Origin of the sequence: Pantoea anthophila (assembly GCF_026104315.1) — a bacterium.
Classification (GTDB): Bacteria; Pseudomonadota; Gammaproteobacteria; order Enterobacterales; family Enterobacteriaceae; genus Pantoea; species Pantoea anthophila.
In genome coordinates this window covers 1,396,263-1,418,382 of record NZ_CP110473.1, presented here as the reverse complement: position 1 = coordinate 1,418,382, position 22,120 = coordinate 1,396,263, and the positions used below count along the sequence as shown (strand labels likewise).

Below are 22,120 nucleotides of genomic sequence, written 5' to 3'. Positions count from 1 at the left end.
ATCATTGCATATTACATTTTTTGTAAACTTCAATCGTTTTTTTGACGATAATGTCCTTTGAAAACCGTTTTTTTATTATTTCCGAAGAAAGAACTCCAAAAGCGCTTCTTAATTCAGAGTTTTCGCATAATAATTTTAGGCTTGTACTTAATTCATCAACAGAATGTTCCTGAAGGATAATACCATTTACACCATTATCAATTATAGTTCTGCATCCAGGCATATTCCCAACGATGCAAGCCCTGCCAACTGAACATGCTTCTAATATAATCCTGGGTATACCCTCTGCATATTTAGTAGGCAAAACCATAATATTGCAATCTTTCAGAAGAACTTCAACATCACTTCTCATTCCTAACCATTCAAGAAGACCTTCGTTTTGCCATTCTTCTATTCTTTCTAACGGGATTCTATCGGGATCCTTTTCATCAACAATCCCCGCAACATATAGAGTAATATCTACATCTTCTTTTCTTAACGTTCTTATGCTTTCTATCAGTATTTCCAGGCCCTTGGCTTTAAGTAATCTACTGGCAAAAAGTACTTTGATATTGCTACATTGCTTCTCTGGAGTATATGAGAACTTGACTATGTCAATTCCAGCACCATCAATGACGTTCAGATTATACTGGTTAACATGAACCATATTCTCCAGAACATGCTTATCCGACTCATGCTCAAATATTAGCTGTACATTTTTATTTTTGTAGATAACTATTTTATAGAGCCATGTTGCTATGTTTTTAAGTAAGTTATCCTTTTGGAAAACCCTACCCAAACCAACAATACTTATTATTTGAGCGGTGGATCTAAATCTTGCAACTAACCCACCAATAATGTTGGGCTTAATTGTAATAGTGTGAATAATATCTGGGTTGATTTTGCTAAACAGACTATAAAACGAAGCAAGAACTTTTATGTTAGATAATATATTTATTGAAAATCTATCTATATTTATATGCCAGCAAATAATACCTAATGACTCTAGCCTTTTCTTAACATTTTTATCACTAAAACAGGTTATCAGATGAACTTCGTAGCCATCATTTAAAAGTTTGCTCACACGGTCCAGCCAGTGAAGCTCAAAATACCAAGCCGTGTTTACAAAATACATTATTCTCATTAAAGCCTCAGTTCATCAATGCTTTGGACCACGCTACCGCCCTTGGCTCTAGCTACCAAATCGCTCACTTTAAACAAGTGTTTAAATTTTAGTCAAAAACTCCGTTTATAACCCATTTAATGGATATCTATAATAACATTGCTTTTTTTCTAAATCCTAACATCGACTATAAACAGGTTAAAGCGATAAATTATTAGGTTAAGATGTTTCAGAAACGCAAAAAGCCTGTCACTAGACAGGCTTTTTGAAGTACTTTTTTTCAACTACCGGAACCCATCCGGGTTCTTACTCTGCCAGTTCCACGTATCGCGCATCATTTCATCGATGCCGCGTGTTACGCGCCAGTCGAGCTCACGGTTCGCCAGGGACGCATCTGCCCAGAAGGCAGGCAGGTCGCCGTCACGACGCGGTTTAATCTCAAACGGAATCGCTTTGCCGGAGGCCTGCTCAAACGCCTTGATCATCTCCAGCACCGAGAAGCCTTTGCCGCCGCCGAGGTTAAAGGCGGTGTAGCCCTCAACTTTGCTCAGATGGTCCAGCGCCTTCAGGTGTCCTTCAGCCAGGTCGACCACATGGATGTAGTCACGCAGGCAGGTGCCGTCTGGCGTATCGTAGTCTCCGCCAAACACACCCAGCTTCTCCAGACGACCAATCGCGACCTGTGCGATGTAAGGCAGCAGGTTATTCGGGATGCCGGTCGGGTCTTCGCCGATTTCGCCTGACTCATGCGCGCCAACCGGGTTGAAGTAGCGCAGCGCAATCGCCTTAAACTTCGGCTCTGCCTTAGCAAAGTCGCGCATGACGAATTCGATCATCAGCTTAGAAGTGCCGTAAGGACTGGTAGTGCCGCCAATCGGGGTTGTTTCCACATAGGGAACCGGTGCATCCGCGCCATAAACGGTGGCAGACGAACTGAAGATGAAGTTCCAGACGCCCGCATTGCGCATCTCTTCCAGCAGCACTACCGTACCCGCGACGTTGTTCTCGTAGTACTCCAGAGGCATACGCGTCGACTCTCCGACCGCTTTCAGCGCGGCGAAGTGGATGACGGCGGAAATGCTGTTTGAGGCAAACAGGTCGCGCAGGCAGGCGCGGTCACGGATGTCGCCTTCGACGAAGGTCGCTTTCTTCCCCGCCAGCTTTTCAACGCGGTTGATCGCTTCGCGTGAGGCATTGCAGAGGTTATCCAGCACCACTACATCATCACCGCGCTGCAGCAGCGCCAGTACGGTATGGGAACCGATATAGCCTGCCCCGCCCGTTACCAAAATAGCCATGTGCACTCCTTGTAAGCTGCCGCGCAGTGCGCGGCAAAATAATTACTGTTGTTTTGCCAGGATGTTCTGAATCGCTTCGCGGAAATCGCGGCCCTGGGCGTTGTTACGCAGTCCGTAAGAGACGAACGCCTGCATGTAACCCAGTTTGCGACCGCAGTCAAAGCTGTGACCGGTCAGCAGTGAAACATCAACAGGTTTGTTTTTGCTCAGGCTGGCGATCGCATCGGTCAGCTGGATACGGCCCCAGGCGCCAGGTTCAGTGCGCTCCAGTTCAGCCCAGATGTCAGCAGAAAGCACATAGCGTCCTACCGCAGCCAGGTCAGAGTTCAGCTCAGCCGGATGCTCTGGCTTCTCAACAAAGTTGGTGATACGGCTGATATCACCTGGGTTGTTGATCGGCTCTTCGGTGGTGATCACAGAGTACTCAGAGAGGTCGGAGGCAGGCATATGCTGTGCCAGAACCTGACTGTGGCCGGTCTCTTCAAAACGGGCAACCATCGCCGCGAGATTATAACGCAGGTGGTCAGCAGTGGAATCATCCAGCAGCACATCCGGCAGCACCACGACAAACGGATTATCACCGATCATCGGACGGGCGCAGAGAATCGAGTGGCCCAGACCCAGCGGCTGTGCCTGACGCACGTTCATGATAGTTACGCCTGGCGGACAGATAGACTGCACTTCGCTCAACAGCTGACGCTTCACACGCGCTTCCAGCAGCGCTTCCAGTTCATAAGTGGTATCGAAGTGGTTCTCGACCGCATTTTTCGATGCATGCGTGACCAGCACGATCTCTTTAATACCTGCGGCAACACATTCGTCAACGATGTACTGGATCATCGGTTTGTCGACGACAGGCAGCATCTCTTTCGGAATGGCTTTAGTCGCAGGGAGCATATGCATACCGAGGCCCGCAACCGGGATTACTGCTTTAAGCTTGGTCATATTTATTCCGTTTAATAAAATGAAGATGTGGGTCGATTATGCAGGATCGGCCGGAAGAGCAAGTATAATCTTTATCTGAAAAGCGGACAGTAACTCTCTGTCATAACTTAGAAATTCGGCATTTTGCCCATTGCACGCGATACCATAAACTGAGTAAAGACAATCAGTAATCGCAGATTGCTACTGTGATCTGCAGCACTGTTCGTTGCATGGCTGAGACCAGCCATAAATGAAAACGGGCGACCCTTAGGTCACCCGTTGATATCGCTGTGTGATGATTACAGCCAGCCTTCAAACCACTCCGGCATGATGAACAGATTGAAGTGGTTCACCAGCACCATCAGGCCGACAAAGACCACCGACACCGCCACCCACTGGCGGGCATAGGGCATAAAGCGAATGCCAATCACCGGTTTGATAAAGAACGGGTGGGCCAGCGCCGAGATCAGGATCTGCGAGATGGAGAGTGTCAGCGCCACATAGAGCACATTAGGCCAGATAAAGGTGGTCGCCAGCACGCCCAGCACCACGATACTCGCCACGATGTTCCAGTAGAACTCGACGTTGGTGCGTCCGTTAGCCTGCGAAATGGCACCGGTCAGTCCCCCCATCGGCCGCAGCATACCGAACAGCAGCATCAGCGGGATCAGATGATAAACCTGCTCGTGAGATGCGCCATAAAGTATACGGACGATCACCGGCGAGAAGATGCCAATGACCAGATACATGGCACTGCTGAACAGCATGATCCCCAGCGTGCCCTTGAGGAACAGCTTTTTCAGCTGCTCGGCATCGTGCTGTTTCTCAGCAAAGCGCGGCAGCGCCAGACGGTTGATGACCGGCGTCACCAGCTTCAGCGGTTGCAGCACCAGCTCTTTTGCCAGCGAGTAGACACCCAGCATCTCAGCGCCCATCACCTTACCGACCACCAGCGCATCCGCCTGGGTGCGCAACTGGTTAATGGTCTGGGAGCCAAGCTGGTAGCTGCCGTAGCGAATCGCCCCGAAGAAGGTCGCTTTGTCGAACTCCCAGGTCGGGCGCCATGACTTCTCACCCAGTGCAATCATGCAGAGGATACGGGTAAAGGCATTGATGAACAGGCCGAGAATCGCTGCCGCTACGGTCAGTGAAGTGAACTCCAGCATTGCCACCACACAGAGGAAGGCAAACAGCTTGGTGCCCATCTCAATCTTCGCCAGCGACACCATCCGCTTGGTCTTGATGTAGTGCGCCTGATACTGCGACAGATGTCCCAGCACGAGGAAGTTGAGACTGGTCAGCATGATCAGCCCCGTCAGCTCCGGCAGGTGATAGAACCAGGCCACCGGGAAAGCGATCAGCAGCATGATCAGGCCGGTGCAGAGACTGAGTGATACGTTAACCCAGTAGATGGTGCTCTGCTCACGGCGGGTGATGTTCTGGCGATGCACCAGATAACTGCTCATCCCCATATCCTGCAGGACACCCGCCACCGCCAGAATGGCGTTGATGATGGCCAGCAGTCCCAGCTCGTGGGTTTCCAGTTTGCGGGCGAGAAAGCTCAGCTGTGCAACCTGCAGCACCGCAGAAAAGCAGGTGCTGCCAAACAGCCAAATCGCCTGTGACTTAAATCCACTCACACCAGTCGCTCCAGAATCTGTGCCAGTTCGCCATAGGCGATATGCTGATTGAACTCCGTCTCAACTTTATGCCGCGCAGCAGCGACCACCGGGGCCACATCCACTTCGCCCTCAGAGAGCTTAAGCAGCGTCTCTGCCAGCGCCTCGGGATCGTCCTCTTCCACCAGCCAGCCGGAGACATTGTTCTCAATCAGTTCGGGAATACCGCTGTGGAAGGTAGAGACCACCGGCAGGCCGACCGCCATCGCCTCCATCAGCGCAACCGGAATCCCTTCCATGTCGCCATCGGCGGCAGTTTTGGAGGGCAGCAGGAAGATGTCCGCTTCGCTCAGCGCACGACGAATCTCCTCCTGCGGTTTGAAGCCCGGCATACTGACGCAATCTTCCATTCCCTCGCGGGCGATGAAATCACGCATCATCTCATCCTGATCGCCATTGCCGATGATGGTGTACTGGAACTGACCGCCCCGCTGCTTCAGGATGGCGCTGGCTTTCACCGCCACATCCAGTCCTTTCTTCTCGGTCAGACGCGCCACCGAGACGATACGCAGCGGCTTGTGAAATGCCTGACGCGGCTGGAAGTTAAACTTCTCTGGCTCAATCCCCATGCGTGTCACATGAATTTTTTCCGGCGGGCAGCCCATCTCAATCAACTTGTTTTCCCACAGGTGGCTGATTGGCAGCATCAGTTCGCTCTGACGGAACAGGTTGACGTAGTCGAGCTTGTGCTCTTCCAGAATGTGACGACGGGAAATATCGGCACCGTGGAACACGGTCGCCTGCTTGCCCTTCAGTACGCCCAGCTCACGCAGCTTGTTCGCCAGCGCACCGGCATAGCCGAAATGCACCAGGAAAACATCCGCGGTGAACGTCTGCTTCGCATTGGCCACGATCGACGGCAGCAGCAGCTTGCTGGACTGCGCGCCATAACGACGCATGTTCAGCGAACGCAGCAGCGACGGTTTGGTCACGTTCGGCAGCACCAGCCTGATGCGCTGGTTGAGCTTATCGACAATTGAGATCTTCTCTTCCGGCAGCAGATAATGCGTCTTCGCCGCCAGACCATATTCATCAAACGCGGCGTGCCGGTTCACTAAATCGCCGGGAAAGACTGAAATAATCTCCACCTCGTAACCGGCATCAATAAAATGGGTTACCTGATTCAGAACGAATGTCTCAGAGGCAACCGGGAAACGCATGGTGAAAAAAGTCAGTTTCATCACATTACCCTAATACTTTGAGAATCTCTTCAGTGATCCGGTTGCCAATTTCCCTTTCATTCGCAACGGCCGTATTGACCTTCAGCTTAATGTTGTCGTAGTCGGCAAGCACACTCTTCACCTTGTCGATCAGCGAGCCATCCATCAGGCTTTTCACATCGGTTGCCATCTGCGGCAGACCCAGCTGGTTCATCACACCCATCGATTTGTGCTCATAGTTGATCGCCACGGCCGGGGTGCCAAAGTTCATGGAGATAATCGCCGAGTGCAGGCGGGTACCGATGGTCAGATGGCAGTGGCTCAGCAGGATGCCCAGCTCCAGGTCATTAAACTCATCCATGATGACATGGTAATGCTCAGGCTGCTCCACGTGATCGCGCAGGGTCAGTGCCACCATGCGGTCATCTTTGGCATAGCTGTCGATGCCGGTACAGGTGGAGAACGCCACGACCTGGTAACCTTCTGCGATCATCGCATTGATCACCCGACCAAAGGCTGCTTCATACTCTTTCTGTGTGACGCCCAGACGTTTATCAAACGGCGCCAGTTCGCGCACGGTGATGGCGATGGTTTTACGGCTGCTGATAATCCCCTGCCAGTGAAGCAGGTTATGGCTCGGATTTTCCACTTCACGCGCGCGCACCAGGAAAGCGGTGTCGACGCCGGCTGCGACTTTCGAGCTGGTCACGCCATCACGTTTCATCAGATCGAGGCTGACCGACTCACGCAGAACCAGGCTGTTAACGCGATCAAAAACAAAGTTCGCCAGCGCATTGACGCGCGGGTTCTGGAACGGACCCACCGAGTGACCAATCAGGTAAATAGGCTTTTTCGCCATCAGCGCACAAAGCGCGTGGTCAAACTGGGTGACGCCATAGAGATCGACGAAGAATGACCCGCCAACCTGAATAATGGCGTCATATTTCGCCAGGCTTTCGGTAAAGGCTTTGAGGTGCGGTGGCACGGCAAACGACTTAAAGACGCCGCCCTTGCCCAGGTGCGCCATCATGATGTCGGGCATCAGACGGTTCGCGACTTTACGCTTAAACGAACCGACCAGACCTTTGCCTGACTTGCTGTTATGCAGAAACAGCGCATCCTGCTGAATATCCTGCTGGAGCAGATAACCGGAGCTGGTTGGATAACGGCTAATCACATCAATGTCTAAATCACTGCGTGCAGACTTCATTGAATCAATCAGTCCACGAAGAATCGCGCCATCCCCACGATTCCCACACGTATGGTTACCCACCAATAAAATTTTCATAACAACTCCGAATAAATTTTTTTAATTCTGTAAGCCGCCCGGATCCGTCATGGGCAAAATGAGCTCTGTTCAAAATAATGCTTACGGGATAACGCACCCAAAGGTACCGCTCCTGTTAAAACCGGCCGCCTCCGTTGTGGCGGCCGTCATGCAAGGGTTATGACTTAATGGCAAAGTAAGGCAGGGCAACCTGTTTCCCGTTGATGACCACGGAAACAAAGCCTTCCGGCTTGCTGGTATCGACCTGGTCGGCAGAGAGCGGACGCGACGCCATCAGCAGATCGCCCTGCTCGTTGGCCCCGACACCCGCTTTACCGTTGTGCAGACTGAAGCGCTGCGGCGCGCGTTTGGTCTTATCACCCGCCGGCGGATTGCCTGGCTCCATCCGCGCGTTAACGCGCGCACAGCGACCGGTAACAAAGCGATCCTTGCCGGTGGTTTTCACCAGCACCGCGGCCGACGGCGTCCAGCCCGCTAGTTTGACGAAGAGGCGAACGTCGGTGTCATGTTCAGCGACATAGCGCACATCGAGGACCGGGCTGCTGCCTTCGGCTGACCAGCTCGCTTCAGAGAGATCTTTCTTGCGCTGCACGTGGATCACGGCCCGGCCACCGGTGGTTTTGTCGCTGATCAGGTTCATCAGGGGCTTGTCGCCGCTGCCGTTGCTGAACTGCGCCTGACCAAAGATTTCGATCTCCCAGGAGTCGCCCACCGTGGGTGAGTAGAGGCTGCCGAGATCAAACCAGGTCTCCTGGTTGGTATTGTTCTCCAGACGCCAGCGCGAGGTGATGTAGTTGTACTTCAGGCTGCCATCCAGCGCGACGCCGTAAGATTCAACGCGGGTCGACCCCATCTCCCAGATGCTGAGCAGACGATCGCCCTGCATCGAGTTATCGATCCAGCTGCCCGACTGCAGGCTGGTCTGGCGCATATTCAGACGCGTGTTATGGGCGATCAGCGGGTTCTTACAATCCTCCAGGCTCAGCGCATCAACGATCCACTGACCGTTGGAGAGATCGCCCGGGTTGTCACAGTGCTCAATCCAGCCGTTGTGGATAATCGACTGACCGCAGCGCGGCAGGTTGAGGACTTTGCCCCCACGGCAGTACTGCGCGTTGAAGTTCGACAGCTCGATAGCGGTGCTGTGGTCCCATTTGCCCTGCTTTTGTCCTGACCAGCCCGATTTGATGACGTCGCCGCTGCAGCGGGAGGCATACCACTGGTCGATTTTACAATCGAGGGTATCCTGCAGGCTGATCGCGGTACCGCCGACGGCGTTAAAGCGCAGGCAGGCACCCCGGAAATATTGTCCGCCCGGGCAGATGTTATGGAAAAAGCCCTGCTGGTTCGGACTCTTATCGCTGTTGCCGTTGAAGATCAGGTTGGAAAGCTCAACCCGGCGGGCATTCATCTGGAAGACGAACTCTGACTTACCATCGGAAACGAGGGTGGTCGCCGGGAAGTAACCAAAGTTGACCATCGCACCGGACATGCGGAAGAAGTTGAGATACTTGTCGCCCAGGTTGCAGGCGGAGACCATAAAGGTCCCGGCCGGGAACTGAACGCAGATCTGCTGGTTCGCCTGCTGCGACCACTGGAACATCGCCATAATGGCGGGTGCCGTATCGGTTTTCCCATCGGCGATGGCACCGAAATCAAACAGCGTCAGGCGGTTGAAATCGTCTACCACACGACGCCAGTGAAAGCCGTCACCGGCAAAGTTGACGCCGCCATCATTCTGCGCGGGCTGGAAGCTGCCGACGAACTCGCCGCCGCCCACTTCCCGTCCCTCGTGCCAGCTTTTGAGTTTAATCTTGGCCCCTTCAAACAGCGGACGGGTCTTGCGTAACTCCGCCACGGACGGGATCTCGCCAATCAGCTGATAACCCGCTGGCTGTGACAGGCGCTGACTGAAATCAGCGGCGCCCGGGCGACTGACATCCGCGATGTTAAACAGGGTCTGCCCGTTATTATCTTCTACCGTCATCGAATGCGAAGGATCGGCAATCAGCGCAGCATTATCCTGAATAAACTGCGCAAAGTTGCCCTTGTTCAGCGCGATAGGCTGAGCAATCTCGGAGACCTTACCGCTGGCGTCACGCAGGAAGACCGGAATCTGGTTGCCAGGCTTGCTGGCATCCACGCCGGCTTTACCAATCCAGAGCTTACCCTCAAAGCTCTGCCAGAACTGCGGTGGCATCGCGTAGACATTTTCCGGCGTCAGGATCGGCACGTCTCCTTTCGGCACGGCGGTGGCATCAACCGGTTTCAGGGCAATGCCGTTACTTTTAGCAGCGTAGCTGGAAAAGGTGCTCACGGAGAGAGCCCCCACCAGAGCGGAGGCGGCGGTCTGTAACACTTCTCTTCTTTTCATGCATCAATTCCCGTAGTCAATAAGGCCATTGGCCATGGCGGTGTCCCTGAGGCACGTCGCAAGTGAGCGTTTCCAGCTCCGGTTAAACCAATGACAGCCAGCTTTTTTTGATCTGATTACCGTCGAATTTCAGCGCGGTCTGTTTCGTTTTTTCGCTCATGGCATAGAGCAGCGCATCATCTGTCGCCAGCTGCTCCATTCGCGCCAGAAACGTGGCTTTGTCATTCATGGGCACCAGGAAACCATCTTCGCCGTGGTTGATGATCTCCTGAGGCCCGGTCGGGCAGTCGTAGGCGACGACCGGCAGTGACCAGGATTTCGCTTCCAGCAGCACCAGCGGTAATCCTTCATAGCGGGAAGTCATCAGCGCCATGTCGCTGTCGCGATAGTAGTCATTGATGTTGCTGACCTTGCCGACAAACTTCACGCTGTCCGTGATCCCCAGCACTGCCGCCTGATCGTGTAGCTGCTGACGCAGTTCACCATCACCGGCAATCACCAGCGTCCAGTCCGGGTGTTTTCTGGCAAAGTCGCGCCAGATATCCAGCATCAGGTCAAACCCCTTCTGGTTATCCAGACGTCCGACGGCCAGCGCCTGACGGGAGCGGGTCTGGCGCTGATAGCCTTTGTAAACCACCGGATTGGGGATTTGCATGCTGGGAATGCGCCAGCGGCTGAACACCTGATGATCTTTGTCGGTCAGAACAATCACGCGGTCGTAGTAGCGCAGCAGCAGGAACTTGAGGAACTTAATCGGTTTGCTGAAGGAGTTAATGGCGATGTGTTCGCAGGCGTAGGCTTTGCCACGCTTCTTCTTCATCAGCAGCAGATTCCAGAAGGCGAACATCACGCTCAGGCGGCCCATGCTGATCAGGAAGACGGTATCGAAACCCTCTTCATGGATTCGGGCAACCGCGCTTTTGATGGGGTTGCTCTGCCCTTCAAAGCTGACAATCTCTTTGACATGCTCAAACGGGTAGAAGGTTTTTCCGCTGCCTTCCAGCGAGTAGATGGTGACGTCATGCGTTTCGCCAAGACATTCTGACATAAAGTTACAGATGTTCTCGGTGCCCGCATAGGAGTAAGCATCTTTGATCACCAGGACAATTTTTTTCATGAAACGCTATCCACCTCAAATTTTAAAGACAATCCTGCCGACGGGCTTAACGATGCTTAAGGGTAAACAGCACACCATTCACCATATACCAGGCGTAATAGTAATAGATTTTTAAAGGATTGTTTTTATAGATAATTCTTAATAATTCGAGGTGCCACTGGGCCGCTTTATTCTTGTTACGTGAAAGGGAATCCCCTAACTCGTAATAGTTGACCAGAATCGTCTGAATTACGCGTGCCTGCTTGTAGCGGGTGAACAACTCATAGAGAAACAGGAAATCTTCGTGCCCTTTGCGCTGGAAGAAGAGTCCCTGAGGCGGGCGGCGGAAGCAGACGGAAGAGAAGCAGACGCGATACTGCTTTTTCACGAAATTTTCCTGCTGCAGATAAGGTTTGCCGTAGGTGATGTCGTGCTCAGCCTTGCGGGTTTTGTAGTGATACTCGGTAATGACAAAATCATCACCGGCCTCAATGGCGGCCACCTGCTGAGTCAGCTTATCCGCATGCCATTCATCATCACTGTCGAGGAAGGCGATGATCTCTTCCGTGGCCGCACGCAGCCCGACGTTGCGGGTCTCTGCTGCGCCCATGTTGACCGCGTTGTCCAGAATGGTGATGCGCGGGTCCTGGCAGTGCTCGCGCACAAACGCCAGCGAGTCGTCAGTGGATTTATCGTTGACCAGATAGAGGTGCCAGTCGGTATAGTGCTGGTTGATCACCGATTGCACGGCGCGTAATACCGTCTGACGGGCATTATACATAGGCATCACAATGCCAACGGTTCCAACAGAAGTCTTCATCTTCAACCCTGAATTAAATGAAAAGAGAGTGGCTCCTGATATCAGGAGCAGAGCGGGACGCGCCGCGCGTCAGGAGATCGCTTTCTCACCACCGAAACGTGCTCTGACCTTGTCTTTGACCCGGTTCATGAAATAGGCACGGTTATCTTTGTTGGTGAGGAAGAAGTAGCGGGCAAAGCTCAGGCTCGCCATCAGCGACTTGCCATCCATCTTGTAGCGCAGCGGCAGCTTAAAGGCTTTGTAGGTGTGGATATCACGCGGGGTCAGATGCGGCTTCATGGTATCAAGCCAGAACATCGAATATTTCACCGATTCGCCTTTGTGCTTCGATCCAAATTTGGTGACCAGATGATAGTTCGCCAGCGGCGCGGCAATCATCACGAAGTCATAGCCCATGCGGTCGGCACGAATACAGAAATCATAATCCTGATGGCGGATATAGCGGGTATCGAACTGAATTTTTGCCGCGTCTTCCCGCTTCAGCACGATGGTGCTGGTCTGGATAAAGCCGTAGCAGCCGAACAGATACTCGGCGACGGTTTCGTTTTTGCCTGGTGGCTGCATCGGCATTACTTTCAGGAACGATCCATCCTGATAGATATTGACCTGACTGAAGATGACAAATTTCTGTCTGCCCTGCCCCTCCAGCTGCGCGATTTTCTCGCTCACCTGCTGCAGTTTGTCAGCGGCCCACTCATCATCGGCGTCCAGGAAGCTGACATAGTCGCCTGTGGCCAGCTCAATGCCTTTGTTGCGCGCACCGGCGCCGTTAAGTTTCACCTCAGAGAGCACCAGATTGATATCCAGCTCCTGATAGCGTTCGCTGCGAACAACGTCCGCCAGCGCGGCGGCATCCGCCGACTTATCATCAACGATGATGACCTCAAAATTGCGATACGTTTGAGCTTTAACGCAATCCAGCGTCGTGACAATCGATTCTGACGCGTTATAAGCCGGAATTACGATAGAGAAACGAATGTCCTTCATGGCCAGCACCTCATCAAAATAATTCAAAAATAAACAGTTCAGTCGACAACCGTCGAAGAAAAACCGGGGATCTGACAGGCGGCCGCCTCTCTGGAGAGTCCAGCCGCCCGGTAATCAGTGAATCAACCAAAACTCCCGCGCCACTTCATAGCCGGTCACCGCCTGCTTGGTTGAAATGGTGTTGTAGTAGAGGTAATAGAGCAGGAAGAACACCAGCATGCCAAACAGCGCGGGTTTCCATGACCGTCTGGCCTGATAAATCAGCGAGGTCAGGATGATCGGTTCAACCTGCTGCAGATAGTTAGACAGACGCGAACCGGATGGGAAGTTGTACAGGAAGATCCTGATCGCGCCGCCGATGGCAAAACTTAAAATCAGCAGATAGTTAAGACGATACTGGGCGTAATTTTCGCGCTTCAGTTCATCGGTCAGCATGAAATAGAAAAACACAAACACCAGCATAATGTTTTTCAGGTTCGACACCGCCAGGATACTGCCACCCATCGCATAAGAGGGGTCATTGTTATAGCCCGACGCCCTCTCACCCAGCGATCCCAGATGTCCGGCAATCAGGGCAATAAAGCTGGAACCGCCCACGACGGAGAGCGGCAGGCTGGCCACGATGATGATCACCGGCCACCAGCGCCAGTCACGAATAAACAGGAACGGCACCAGCGTCACGACCATGATCCCGGTGTTGTGACTGGTGAACGACAGCACGAAAAAGGCAAACGCCCACCAGTAGCGCTTGAGATAGATCGACCACAGGACGCCAAGGAACAGCGCCGAGCTCAGGCCAAAGCGAATCTGGTTGATGTCTTTGTTGATAAAGATGTGCGCCGAATAGAGCATCAGCGCCAGCACCGGATAGGGTGACATCTTCCGGAAAAAGTAAGTGTTAATGAAAACGGCAATGGCGCAGAAGACAAACAGAAAGATGCTGGCGTTGTGCGAAAACAGGCTGGTCAGCCAGGCGATCGCAAAAATCAGCGGTTCATAACGGAAAAATGCGACGGTTTTAAAGAAGCCGTTAATCTCGATACGTCTGACAAAGTCTTCAAAGAAACTCCGGTACTGGAAATCATCCATGCCGGTGCCGAGACCGCGAATCCCCCCGAAAACAATCAACAGTATGGCGGCCACACAGAGCAGCCAGGTCAGAATATGATTTGTGCGTTCGTCTTTTTTTAGCGCGATTTCAAACAGCGCAAGCAGCAGTAAAAAGCCTGATACATACCAATAGGGAGCCATGGTGTGATTCCTTAATTCCACAAGTTCTCATGCCAGCAATCATCCTGCTTCGCCTTCCCGGCCGGCTTTTCCGCGAGCCAGAGAGCACGATCACAAATGACGTGCGGGCGATGCCCTGCTGGAGATGAAGTCTGTTGAGTGACGCTCGCCATGCGATTTATCGTTTTATCGCTTTTCCGGGTCCGGACAGAATAACCTGTGTCAATTGATGCGTGTCGTCATTCAAAGGGACGATAAAAAGGGGCGGTCAGACCGCCCCCTGTTGCTTACTCAATGATCAGCTTTTGTTGGTCTTGCCGTAGTCGTAGGCGTAGTAGTCGTAACCATAGCCATACGCGTTGGCCGCTTTACGCACCACGGCGTTGAGGATCACACCTTTAATCTCAATACCGTTCTGGGCAAAGCGTTTGAAGCTGACGTCCACTTCTTTCGTGGTGTTGGCTTCGAAACGCGCCACCATCAGCGAGGTGCCTGCCAGCTTACCGATAATTGACGCATCGGTAACGGCCAGGATAGGTGGCGTATCGATTAATACCAGGTCGTAGTTCTTGCTCGCCCAGTCCAGCAGCTCACCCATGCGACGATGCATCAGCAGCTCAGACGGGTTCGGTGGCACCTGACCACGAGGCAGGAAGTCGAAACCGTATACCCCCTGCTGAATCAGCGCCGGGCTGAACTCGGTTTTACCGGACAGGACGTTGGACAGGCCTGATTTGTTATCCGCGCCCAGCAGCTCGTGGGTGTAGCCACGACGCATGTCGCCATCGATGAACAGCACACGCTGGCCCGCTTTCGCGACCAGGGTCGCCAGGTTGGCACAGATAAAGGTTTTACCAATACCCGGGCTGGCACCGGTGATCATCAGGATGTTGTTTTTCGCTTCCATCATGGCGAAGTGCAGGCTGGTACGCAGACTACGAATCGCTTCGATAGAGAGGTCAGTCGGGTTACCCAGCGCCAGCAGCGTTTCGTGCGGATCGGTTTTCACCTTGCTGCCGCGACGCGCCAGGGCTTCGGTATCCTTCTTACGCTGCCAGTCTGACAGAGGCACGCTGGCATAGACATTCATGCCCAGCTCTTCCAGCTGATCCGGGTTCTCGATGCCGTGATGCAGCAGCGCTTTCAGCAGAACCAGACCGACCGACACGAACAGACCCAGAATCAGGCTTGCGGCGATGATCAGCATCTTCTTCGGTGCAACCGGCGCGTTTGCTGTCTGCGCGCTGTCGATGATGCGGACATCACCCACGGTGCTCGCTTTACTGATGCCCAGCTCCTGCTGACGGTTCAGCAGCTGCATGTAGATCTCCTGACCAGACTGAACGTCACGGGTCAGACGCAGGATTTCCTGCTGAGTCTGAGGCATGCCAGAGATTTTCTTGTTCAGCTGAGCCTGCTCATTCTCCAGCGTTTTACGTTTTTCCAGCAGCGCACGGTAGGTCGGGTGATCTTTGGTGAACAGCTGAGAGACTTCCGCTTCACGGAAGGTCAGTTCGTTCAGCTGGCTCTGCACGCTGACAGAAGAGTCCAGGGCAGATTTCGCTTCCAGTGACAGGTCAACCGATTCGTTCTGACGACGGAAGGCGTTCAGTTTGTTTTCCGCATCATCCAGCTTGCTGCGAACGGCAGGCAGCTGAGTGCGCAGGAACTCCAGACTTTTCTCGGCCTGCTCAGACTTGCGCTCAACGTTCTGCAGCAGATAGTTGTTCACGATCTGATTCAGGACTTTGCTGATCTGCTCCGGATCTTCACCCAGGTACTCCAGACCCAGCACGCCGGTATCTTTACCTTTGTCAGCTACGGTCAGGTTGGAGAGAACAGAACGGATCGCCTGCAGGTCGTTCAGCTTGGTGACGGTGAAGCTGGTGCCTTCGTCAGCGTGGATCTCGCTGACCAGCATGGTGACGTCGCCGTGCGACTCCAGCTGACCGACTTTACCTTTGAACAGCTCATCACCATCTTTAGAAACGGTGTAGCTCTGCGGGCCGGTCACTTCCAGTTCCACGTTACGCTTGTCGATGGTGCGTGGGATTTCCAGGCGGGAAATCGCGATGCTGGCAGGTTTATTCCCCATCAGGCGCGACAGACCCTTACCGATAACCGGGAAGTAGTTCTGCTCAACCACGGTATCCAGACCCAGATCGTCAACCGTTTTGCCGATGACCATACGGGATTCGAGGATCTCGATTTCCGTATCAGACGCCGGGGTCGGTGGCAGAATGCTGTCAATTTCGTTCAGAACGGTGCTGGCGTTCTTCTGCTCAACCTGAACCAGCGCATCTGCGCTGTAAATCGGTGTCGCAAACAGTGTGTAGAGTGTTCCCGCCAGCATGAAAAAAGCGGTAACGGCAACAATGATCCAGCGATGATCAATTAGCTGTCCCACAAGATGCGCCAGATCCCATCCATTCGACTCCTCTCCCGGCGCGGTTCTGACCTTATTTTTTATATTCATGGATAATCCCAACTATCGGCTTAATACGTTGACCCACTTCTGGGTAGCGTTTTCCAGTAACCCGTAAATCTCTTCAAAGGCCTCACGGCTTTTTCGATACGGATCCGCAATTTCTTTCTGATTGAGCCAGTGCCCAAGCAGCATGGTTTTGCCACGCGCAGCGGGGTCGATGCGATTCACCTGTTCAATCTGTCGCTTTTCCATCACCAGAATCAGATCGGCCTGACGGCACATCTCGGCCGTCAGCTGCTGCGCCTGGTGACCGTCCAGCGACAGACCCTGCGCAGCGGCGACGTCAGAGGCTGTCTGGTCGGCCGGGTGGCCTACCAGCGCCCCCAGGCCAGCAGAACGAACATCCAAATCGGGCAGCGCGCGTTTAAACAGGCGCTCTCCGGTGGGAGAGCGGCAGATATTGCCGACGCAAACGACTAACACGGACGTAATCATGGTCAGACCTTAGTTCGACCAGTTGCGGATACGCAGCGCGCTCTCGCTCACATCGTTGATACCCGCAATGGTTGGCAGTAATTGCGAGATCACACGGTTCCAGCGCGTCAGCGGTGTAGAGGTGACATAAACGATGTCGTAAGGCTGAAGCTGGAAATCGGTGCCCATCACCATGGATGCCGCATCTTTGGTGTTCAACTGATAGATGTTGGCAATCTTGCTGCGATCGGTACCGTGCAGTGGACGGATAACGAAGACACCGGTGGCGTCAGAGGTGGTCTGATCCATCCCGGCCGCATTACCCAGCGCTTCCGCCAGCGTCATGCCGCTGCGGTCCATTTTCAGGGTCGCCTGCTGCTTCACTTCGCCCATGACGAAGATTTTCAGATCGTCATTACGCGGAACGTAGAGGATATCGCCCGGATAGAGGAGATGGTTCTGGCTCAGGTCGCCATTCTGCATCAGCGCCTGCAGAGAGACACGCTGCTCACGACCGTTGTGCGTCAGCACGACGTTACGCCAGTCTGCATCGGCAGCCAGGCCGCCCGCGGCGTTAATCGCATCCAGAATCGTCAGCGGCACGTTGGTAATCGGCTGCTGGCCTGAGGTGGTGACAGAGCCGGTCACGTAGGCTTTCTGTGATTTGAACGAGGCGATGCTGACATCAACCTGAGGACTTTCGATGTACTGTGCCAGGCGACGGGCGACTTCGTTACGAACGTCGCCGACGGTACGGCCCGCGACACGCACACGACCGATGTAAGGATAGAAGATGGTGCCGTCTGAGTGTACCCAGTTGCCGGTGTCGCTGGCGCTACGATACTGACCGGCTGGGGTGGTCAGCTCCGGGTGATCCCAGACCGTGATGGTCAGGACATCGCCCACACCGATACGGTATTCGTAGTTCTGAATTTCGTTCTGGAGAGTCGGGTTCGCCTGGGCCACCAGTGGCTTAGGACGCATCTTCTCAACCAGTGAAGGGGTTAACGGAAAGACGTTGACGTATTTGTCGATGTCAAAGTTGCTATCCTGCTGCTCAATGACATCTTTTCCCGACGTAGAAAGGCGCTGACCTGGTTCGATCGTACACCCGCTGAGGAATGTGGCGGATACCAGCAAGGGTATCAATTTCATTTTGATTGTAATCATTTAGATCTTCGCTATCAGTTATTTATTGATAGAGGCGAAACCGCCGCTGTGTAAGCGTCCAACAAAAAAAGTAAATCCTGCCTGACTTAAGCTCTGAACCTGTCGTTCATTATCCTTGCTCCACTTGTTATACGTTGTCGCCATCTGTCAGGGCGAATCTGCGTGCCGTGCATCATAGTAGACTAATAATGCACGACGATATCCCTGACGATGGCGCCAACAACGACACGCCTGACAACGGCACAACACCTCTGAGTGCGCGTTAACGCACTCCTTTCGACTCACACTTAATACGCACCGTCACGTTTCAGGACGACACCCACTGTTTTGAACAGAATGGCGATGTCATTCCACAGTGACCAGTTTTTTACGTACCACGAGTCGAAATAGACGCGGGTTTCATAGTCAACATCATTACGACCGCTGACCTGCCACAATCCCGTCATGCCTGGCTTAGCCATCAGGTAATAATCAACATCACCAGCATAACGGCAGAGTTCATCTTCAATGACCGGACGAGGACCGACCAGGCTCATATCACCGCGCACCACATTCCAGAGCTGAGGTAACTCATCCAGACTGGTTTTACGAATGAAGTGGCCCACTTTAGTAATACGTGGATCATTTTTAAGTTTGAAATCTTTATCCCATTCCGCACGTGCAATCGGGTCAGTACGAAGGACCTCTTCCAGCACTTCTTTGGAATTAATCACCATCGAGCGGAACTTCAGGCATTTAAATTTACGGCCATTCATTCCTACACGTTCGTGACCATAAATCGGCGGTCCACCATCACGGCCAACCAGGAAGCCGAGCACCAGCAGCGCAGGCATCAGCATCAGAATAATCGACAGCGCACCGACAATATCGAATGTCCGCTTCAGGAAGCGCGACGTGCGTTTCGCCAGGTTGTTCTGAACACGCAGAATCATCACTTCATGGCTGAAGATGTAGGCCATGTCGGTCCCGTAGAGCGGCACACCGCGCAGGGTCGGGATAACGGAGACGGAACGGCAGTTGTGCATCGCCAGCGACTTCAGCCACATATCGCGGTACTGACTCTGCTCAAACTCCACCGCCACGATGAACTGGGTTTCACTGCTGGCCAGATGCCAGAGTTCCTGCTCGTCACGCAGCACCGGCACGCCGTTCATGATCTCCTGCGGGCAGGTTCCATCAACGTCATAGAAGGCCACCACGTCAAAGCCCATCACCTCTTCGCTTTGCAGCGCCTGCCAGGCTTCGTGGGCATTTTTGCTGCTGCCAATAATAATGGTCTGTTTTTTCCACAAGCCATTTTTATTAAGCAGACGTTTTGCCAGGGCGCGACAGGTTGGAATGAAAATCAGCGCCAGTACCCAGGTCAGCAGCCAGACGAAACGCGACATCTGCCACTGCGACAGCGCGGTAATCGACAGGTCAATAACAGAAAATATAAGAATGGTACGAAAAACTTCTTTTAATTCGAACCAGAAAGGTTTGCGGTAAGTGTAGTGACGAAGTCTTACCCAGAACCAGCCGATGCAAATAATTGACAGACAAATGTGCGTGGCAATTTGTAGATTCATTTCTTTTTCAGAAATATCTGCCAGCGGCGAATCTGACTGAACATTAATTAGCATCATCGCTATAAATAAAGCTGCGTTGAAACAAATTAAATCTGAACAGGCCAGCGTTAATTTGGTAATAAGACTTTTAAACGTAAATTGTGTATCGCGCATATTTAACTCTTTATTTTATTTCCTTTAACCCGCAACGGCTATCGCCTGTTTAATCGCTGAACGATGAAGCCTCTTCAGACTGAGCCGTTTCTAAGGGGAGCTCCTGCGGCGTTTACGCCCATGATCTTAACCATAAATCCAATAATATTGTGATGAATACCAACAGATTACTCTGACTTTAATCACCGCCAGCGCTGCTCATTTTATCAACGAAAAACACGATTCAGGCACGCTACCGCCCTTGGCTGTCGCTGCCAATATCGCTGTCATCATTCATATTGCTCCCCATAATGCGTCAGCGTTACCGGAACGCATCATACAGACGTTCGCGCTCAAATTACGCAATCCGGACATTGCGATTAATGTCGAATTGCTACGCAAATTACGACTCTGGGGAAGAGTTTGCTAACTTGTTGCTATACTAGTTATTACTGGCTTGTTTACAAGCAGGTCCCGCTATCCCTGGACTATTTTAGGAAAAAGACTACCAGCGATTAGTATTGAAGCCAGACAGGCAGTGCAATCCTTTCGTAATAATTCGGATTAATGCCATACTCCCGCTGCGATAAATCGCATAAGCCCCGCAGGTGAATATCGTTTTCACGGTGCAGAATGAGTAAGAATTATCTCCCCTCCCCCCTGCAGAGTTAATCAAACCGTCACATCGTTGTGCTCATCTTTTGCACGATAAATCCGGGCTATCCGGCTGTAACGCCCCTGCCCTGCCATTTGTACCGGGCTTCGCACTCCACTATCATCAGAGAAAACGCAATTTAAAATATTCAGGTGAACACGAGATGCTGGACGTAATGGCGGATCCCTCGCTCTGGGCAGGATTAGTAACGCTAATCGTTCTGGAACTGGTTTTAGGTATCGACAATCTGATCTTCATCGCCATTCTGGTTGAAAAGCTTCCCGGGCCCCTTCGTGACCGGGCACGCGTGATCGGGCTGCTGCTGGCGCTGCTGTGCCGGTTGCTGCTGCTGGCTTCGCTCTCCTGGCTGGTTACGCTGAAGGAACCCTGGGTTACGCTGGCGGGCCATCCCTTCAGTGCGCGCGATTTGCTGCTGCTGTCAGGCGGGATTTTCCTGCTATTTAAGGCCACAACAGAGTTGAATGCGCGGCTGGAAGGCCATGATGAAGAGAGCGGTCAACAAAAAGGCGGCGCTAAATTCTGGCCGGTGGTGGCGCAGATTGTGGTGCTGGACGCCATCTTTTCACTGGATGCCGTGATTACGGCCGTCGGGATGGTCAACGACCTGCCGGTTATGATGATTGCGGTTACGATTGCCATTCTGCTGATGCTGCTGGCCAGTAAGCCCTTAACCCGCTTTGTGAACAGCCATCCGACGATTGTCATCCTCTGCTTAAGCTTTTTACTGATGATTGGCTTCAGTCTGGTGGCAGAGGGCTTTGGCTTTGTGATCCCGAAAGGGTATCTCTACGCCGCCATTGGCTTCTCGGTAATTATTGAGGCGCTGAACCAGCTGGCTCACTTCAACCGCAGGCGGGTCCTCTCGGCGGGCCGCCCGCTGCGTCAGCGAACGGCGGAGGCGGTGCTGCGACTGCTGCGTGGCGCGGCGGAACCGGCGGAGCTGGACGCAAAGACCTCGTCACTGATTGCAGACAGCGATGACAGCATGCTGTTTAACCGGCAGGAGCGGGTGATGATTGCCCGGGTGCTGGGTCTGGGTCAGCGCCACGTCAACAGCATCATGACCTCGCGCCATGACGTCGAACATATCGATCTCAGTGACGATCCGGCAGAGATCATGTCACGCCTCGACCGCAATCAGCACACGCGAATCCTGATTACCGACCACTCCAGCGAACCGCTGGGTGTGGTTCACGTCATCGATCTGCTGCATCAGTCACTGCACAACGTGTCGCTCGACCTGCGCGCCCTGATCCGCCAGCCGCTGGTGTTTCCTGAACGCCTGACGCTGCTGCAGGCGCTGGAGCAGTTTCGCCAGGCGCACACGCACTTCGCCTTTGTGGTGGATGAGTTTGGTTCGGTGGAGGGCGTTGTCACCCTGAGTGATGTGATGGAAACCATCGCCGGCAATCTGCCGAACGAAGCCGGTGAAATCGACGCCCGTTACGATATTCAGATTCTGGCTGAAGGCCACTGGGTGGCTAACGGCCACATGCCACTGGAAGATCTGGCGCTCTATGTGAAGCTGCCGCTGGATGAACAGCGCGACTATCATACGCTGGCAGGATTACTGATGGATAAGCTGCAACACATCCCGCAGGCCGGCGATGCGCTGCAGCTGGGCGACTATCAGCTGAAAACCCTGCAGGTTGAAAACCACCGGGTTCAGAAGGTGGAGATCCTCTTCCAGCCCCCTGTTGTTGAGGAGGTGTAA

16 protein-coding genes are annotated in these 22,120 nt (G+C 53.1%); 1 reads left to right on the top strand and 15 read right to left on the bottom strand.

Annotation, left to right across the window (positions count from 1 at the left end):
- Position 1: 1 nt before the first annotated feature.
- From OJ965_RS09090 to wbaP, 15 genes are all read right to left on the bottom strand, one after another.
- The gene (locus OJ965_RS09090; protein ID WP_265138909.1) at positions 2 to 1,114 is read right to left on the bottom strand and encodes a glycosyltransferase family 4 protein; all 1,113 of its coding nucleotides are present in this window, start codon (positions 1,112 to 1,114) and stop codon (positions 2 to 4) included.
- A 272-nt stretch (positions 1,115 to 1,386) separates the two neighbouring features.
- Positions 1,387 to 2,400, bottom strand: a complete 1,014-nt coding sequence (galE, locus tag OJ965_RS09085) for a UDP-glucose 4-epimerase GalE (RefSeq protein ID WP_009089272.1) — start codon at positions 2,398 to 2,400, stop codon at positions 1,387 to 1,389.
- Between the two features lie 42 nt (positions 2,401 to 2,442).
- Positions 2,443 to 3,345 carry a UTP--glucose-1-phosphate uridylyltransferase GalF gene (gene galF / locus OJ965_RS09080; protein ID WP_009089271.1) on the bottom strand — a complete coding sequence of 301 codons (903 nt, stop codon included), beginning with the start codon at positions 3,343 to 3,345 and terminating at the stop codon, positions 2,443 to 2,445.
- Between the two features lie 278 nt (positions 3,346 to 3,623).
- A complete protein-coding gene (locus OJ965_RS09075; protein WP_009089269.1) occupies positions 3,624 to 4,964 on the bottom strand; it encodes a lipopolysaccharide biosynthesis protein in 1,341 nt (446 codons plus the stop codon).
- Positions 4,961 to 6,184: a glycosyltransferase gene (locus tag OJ965_RS09070; protein WP_009089267.1), complete on the bottom strand. Its 1,224-nt coding sequence runs from the start codon at positions 6,182 to 6,184 to the stop codon at positions 4,961 to 4,963. Before OJ965_RS09070 ends, OJ965_RS09075 begins: the two co-directional genes overlap by 4 nt.
- 4 nt (positions 6,185 to 6,188) lie before the next feature.
- Positions 6,189 to 7,451: a colanic acid biosynthesis pyruvyl transferase WcaK gene (wcaK, locus tag OJ965_RS09065; RefSeq protein WP_033736181.1), complete on the bottom strand. Its 1,263-nt coding sequence runs from the start codon at positions 7,449 to 7,451 to the stop codon at positions 6,189 to 6,191.
- A 157-nt stretch (positions 7,452 to 7,608) separates the two neighbouring features.
- A complete protein-coding gene (locus OJ965_RS09060) occupies positions 7,609 to 9,825 on the bottom strand; it encodes a phage tailspike protein (RefSeq protein WP_009089264.1) in 2,217 nt (738 codons plus the stop codon).
- Between the two features lie 82 nt (positions 9,826 to 9,907).
- The gene (locus tag OJ965_RS09055) at positions 9,908 to 10,942 is read right to left on the bottom strand and encodes a glycosyltransferase (RefSeq protein WP_009089262.1); all 1,035 of its coding nucleotides are present in this window, start codon (positions 10,940 to 10,942) and stop codon (positions 9,908 to 9,910) included.
- Between the two features lie 46 nt (positions 10,943 to 10,988).
- A complete protein-coding gene (locus OJ965_RS09050; protein ID WP_046102193.1) occupies positions 10,989 to 11,741 on the bottom strand; it encodes a glycosyltransferase family 2 protein in 753 nt (250 codons plus the stop codon).
- Positions 11,742 to 11,810: 69 nt separating this feature from the next.
- Positions 11,811 to 12,728 carry a glycosyltransferase family 2 protein gene (locus OJ965_RS09045; RefSeq protein WP_009089259.1) on the bottom strand — a complete coding sequence of 306 codons (918 nt, stop codon included), beginning with the start codon at positions 12,726 to 12,728 and terminating at the stop codon, positions 11,811 to 11,813.
- Between the two features lie 114 nt (positions 12,729 to 12,842).
- The gene (locus tag OJ965_RS09040) at positions 12,843 to 13,979 is read right to left on the bottom strand and encodes an EpsG family protein (protein ID WP_009089257.1); all 1,137 of its coding nucleotides are present in this window, start codon (positions 13,977 to 13,979) and stop codon (positions 12,843 to 12,845) included.
- Between the two features lie 277 nt (positions 13,980 to 14,256).
- Entirely contained in the window at positions 14,257 to 16,434 is a 2,178-nt protein-coding gene (wzc, locus tag OJ965_RS09035; protein ID WP_009089255.1) for a tyrosine-protein kinase Wzc, read from the bottom strand.
- Between the two features lie 12 nt (positions 16,435 to 16,446).
- Positions 16,447 to 16,881, bottom strand: coding sequence for an arsenate reductase/protein-tyrosine-phosphatase family protein (locus OJ965_RS09030; protein WP_009089253.1), 435 nt, complete (start codon positions 16,879 to 16,881; stop codon positions 16,447 to 16,449).
- Positions 16,882 to 16,890: 9 nt separating this feature from the next.
- Positions 16,891 to 18,030, bottom strand: a complete 1,140-nt coding sequence (locus tag OJ965_RS09025; protein WP_009089251.1) for a polysaccharide export protein — start codon at positions 18,028 to 18,030, stop codon at positions 16,891 to 16,893.
- A gap of 287 nt (positions 18,031 to 18,317) precedes the next feature.
- Positions 18,318 to 19,751 (bottom strand): undecaprenyl-phosphate galactose phosphotransferase WbaP, encoded by a 1,434-nt coding sequence (gene wbaP / locus OJ965_RS09020; RefSeq protein ID WP_009089249.1) that lies wholly within the window; start codon positions 19,749 to 19,751, stop codon positions 18,318 to 18,320.
- A 797-nt stretch (positions 19,752 to 20,548) separates the two neighbouring features.
- Between wbaP and OJ965_RS09015 the strand changes: the two genes are divergently transcribed.
- Positions 20,549 to 22,120: a TerC family protein gene (locus OJ965_RS09015; RefSeq protein WP_265138899.1), complete on the top strand. Its 1,572-nt coding sequence runs from the start codon at positions 20,549 to 20,551 to the stop codon at positions 22,118 to 22,120.

Excerpts from the sequence above, each read along its gene's own strand:
- OJ965_RS09090 (WP_265138909.1), bottom strand. The coding sequence starts at position 1,114 with ATGTATTTTGTAAACACGGCTTGGTATTTTGAGCTTCACTGGCTGGAC.
- galE (WP_009089272.1), bottom strand. The coding sequence starts at position 2,400 with ATGGCTATTTTGGTAACGGGCGGGGCAGGCTATATCGGTTCCCATACC.
- galF (WP_009089271.1), bottom strand. The coding sequence starts at position 3,345 with ATGACCAAGCTTAAAGCAGTAATCCCGGTTGCGGGCCTCGGTATGCAT.
- OJ965_RS09070 (WP_009089267.1), bottom strand. The coding sequence starts at position 6,184 with ATGAAACTGACTTTTTTCACCATGCGTTTCCCGGTTGCCTCTGAGACA.
- wcaK (WP_033736181.1), bottom strand. The coding sequence starts at position 7,451 with ATGAAAATTTTATTGGTGGGTAACCATACGTGTGGGAATCGTGGGGAT.
- OJ965_RS09060 (WP_009089264.1), bottom strand. The coding sequence starts at position 9,825 with ATGAAAAGAAGAGAAGTGTTACAGACCGCCGCCTCCGCTCTGGTGGGG.
- OJ965_RS09055 (WP_009089262.1), bottom strand. The coding sequence starts at position 10,942 with ATGAAAAAAATTGTCCTGGTGATCAAAGATGCTTACTCCTATGCGGGC.
- OJ965_RS09050 (WP_046102193.1), bottom strand. The coding sequence starts at position 11,741 with ATGAAGACTTCTGTTGGAACCGTTGGCATTGTGATGCCTATGTATAAT.
- OJ965_RS09045 (WP_009089259.1), bottom strand. The coding sequence starts at position 12,728 with ATGAAGGACATTCGTTTCTCTATCGTAATTCCGGCTTATAACGCGTCA.
- OJ965_RS09040 (WP_009089257.1), bottom strand. The coding sequence starts at position 13,979 with ATGGCTCCCTATTGGTATGTATCAGGCTTTTTACTGCTGCTTGCGCTG.
- wzc (WP_009089255.1), bottom strand. The coding sequence starts at position 16,434 with ATGAATATAAAAAATAAGGTCAGAACCGCGCCGGGAGAGGAGTCGAAT.
- OJ965_RS09030 (WP_009089253.1), bottom strand. The coding sequence starts at position 16,881 with ATGATTACGTCCGTGTTAGTCGTTTGCGTCGGCAATATCTGCCGCTCT.
- OJ965_RS09025 (WP_009089251.1), bottom strand. The coding sequence starts at position 18,030 with ATGATTACAATCAAAATGAAATTGATACCCTTGCTGGTATCCGCCACA.
- wbaP (WP_009089249.1), bottom strand. The coding sequence starts at position 19,751 with ATGCGCGATACACAATTTACGTTTAAAAGTCTTATTACCAAATTAACG.
- OJ965_RS09015 (WP_265138899.1), top strand. The coding sequence starts at position 20,549 with ATGCTGGACGTAATGGCGGATCCCTCGCTCTGGGCAGGATTAGTAACG.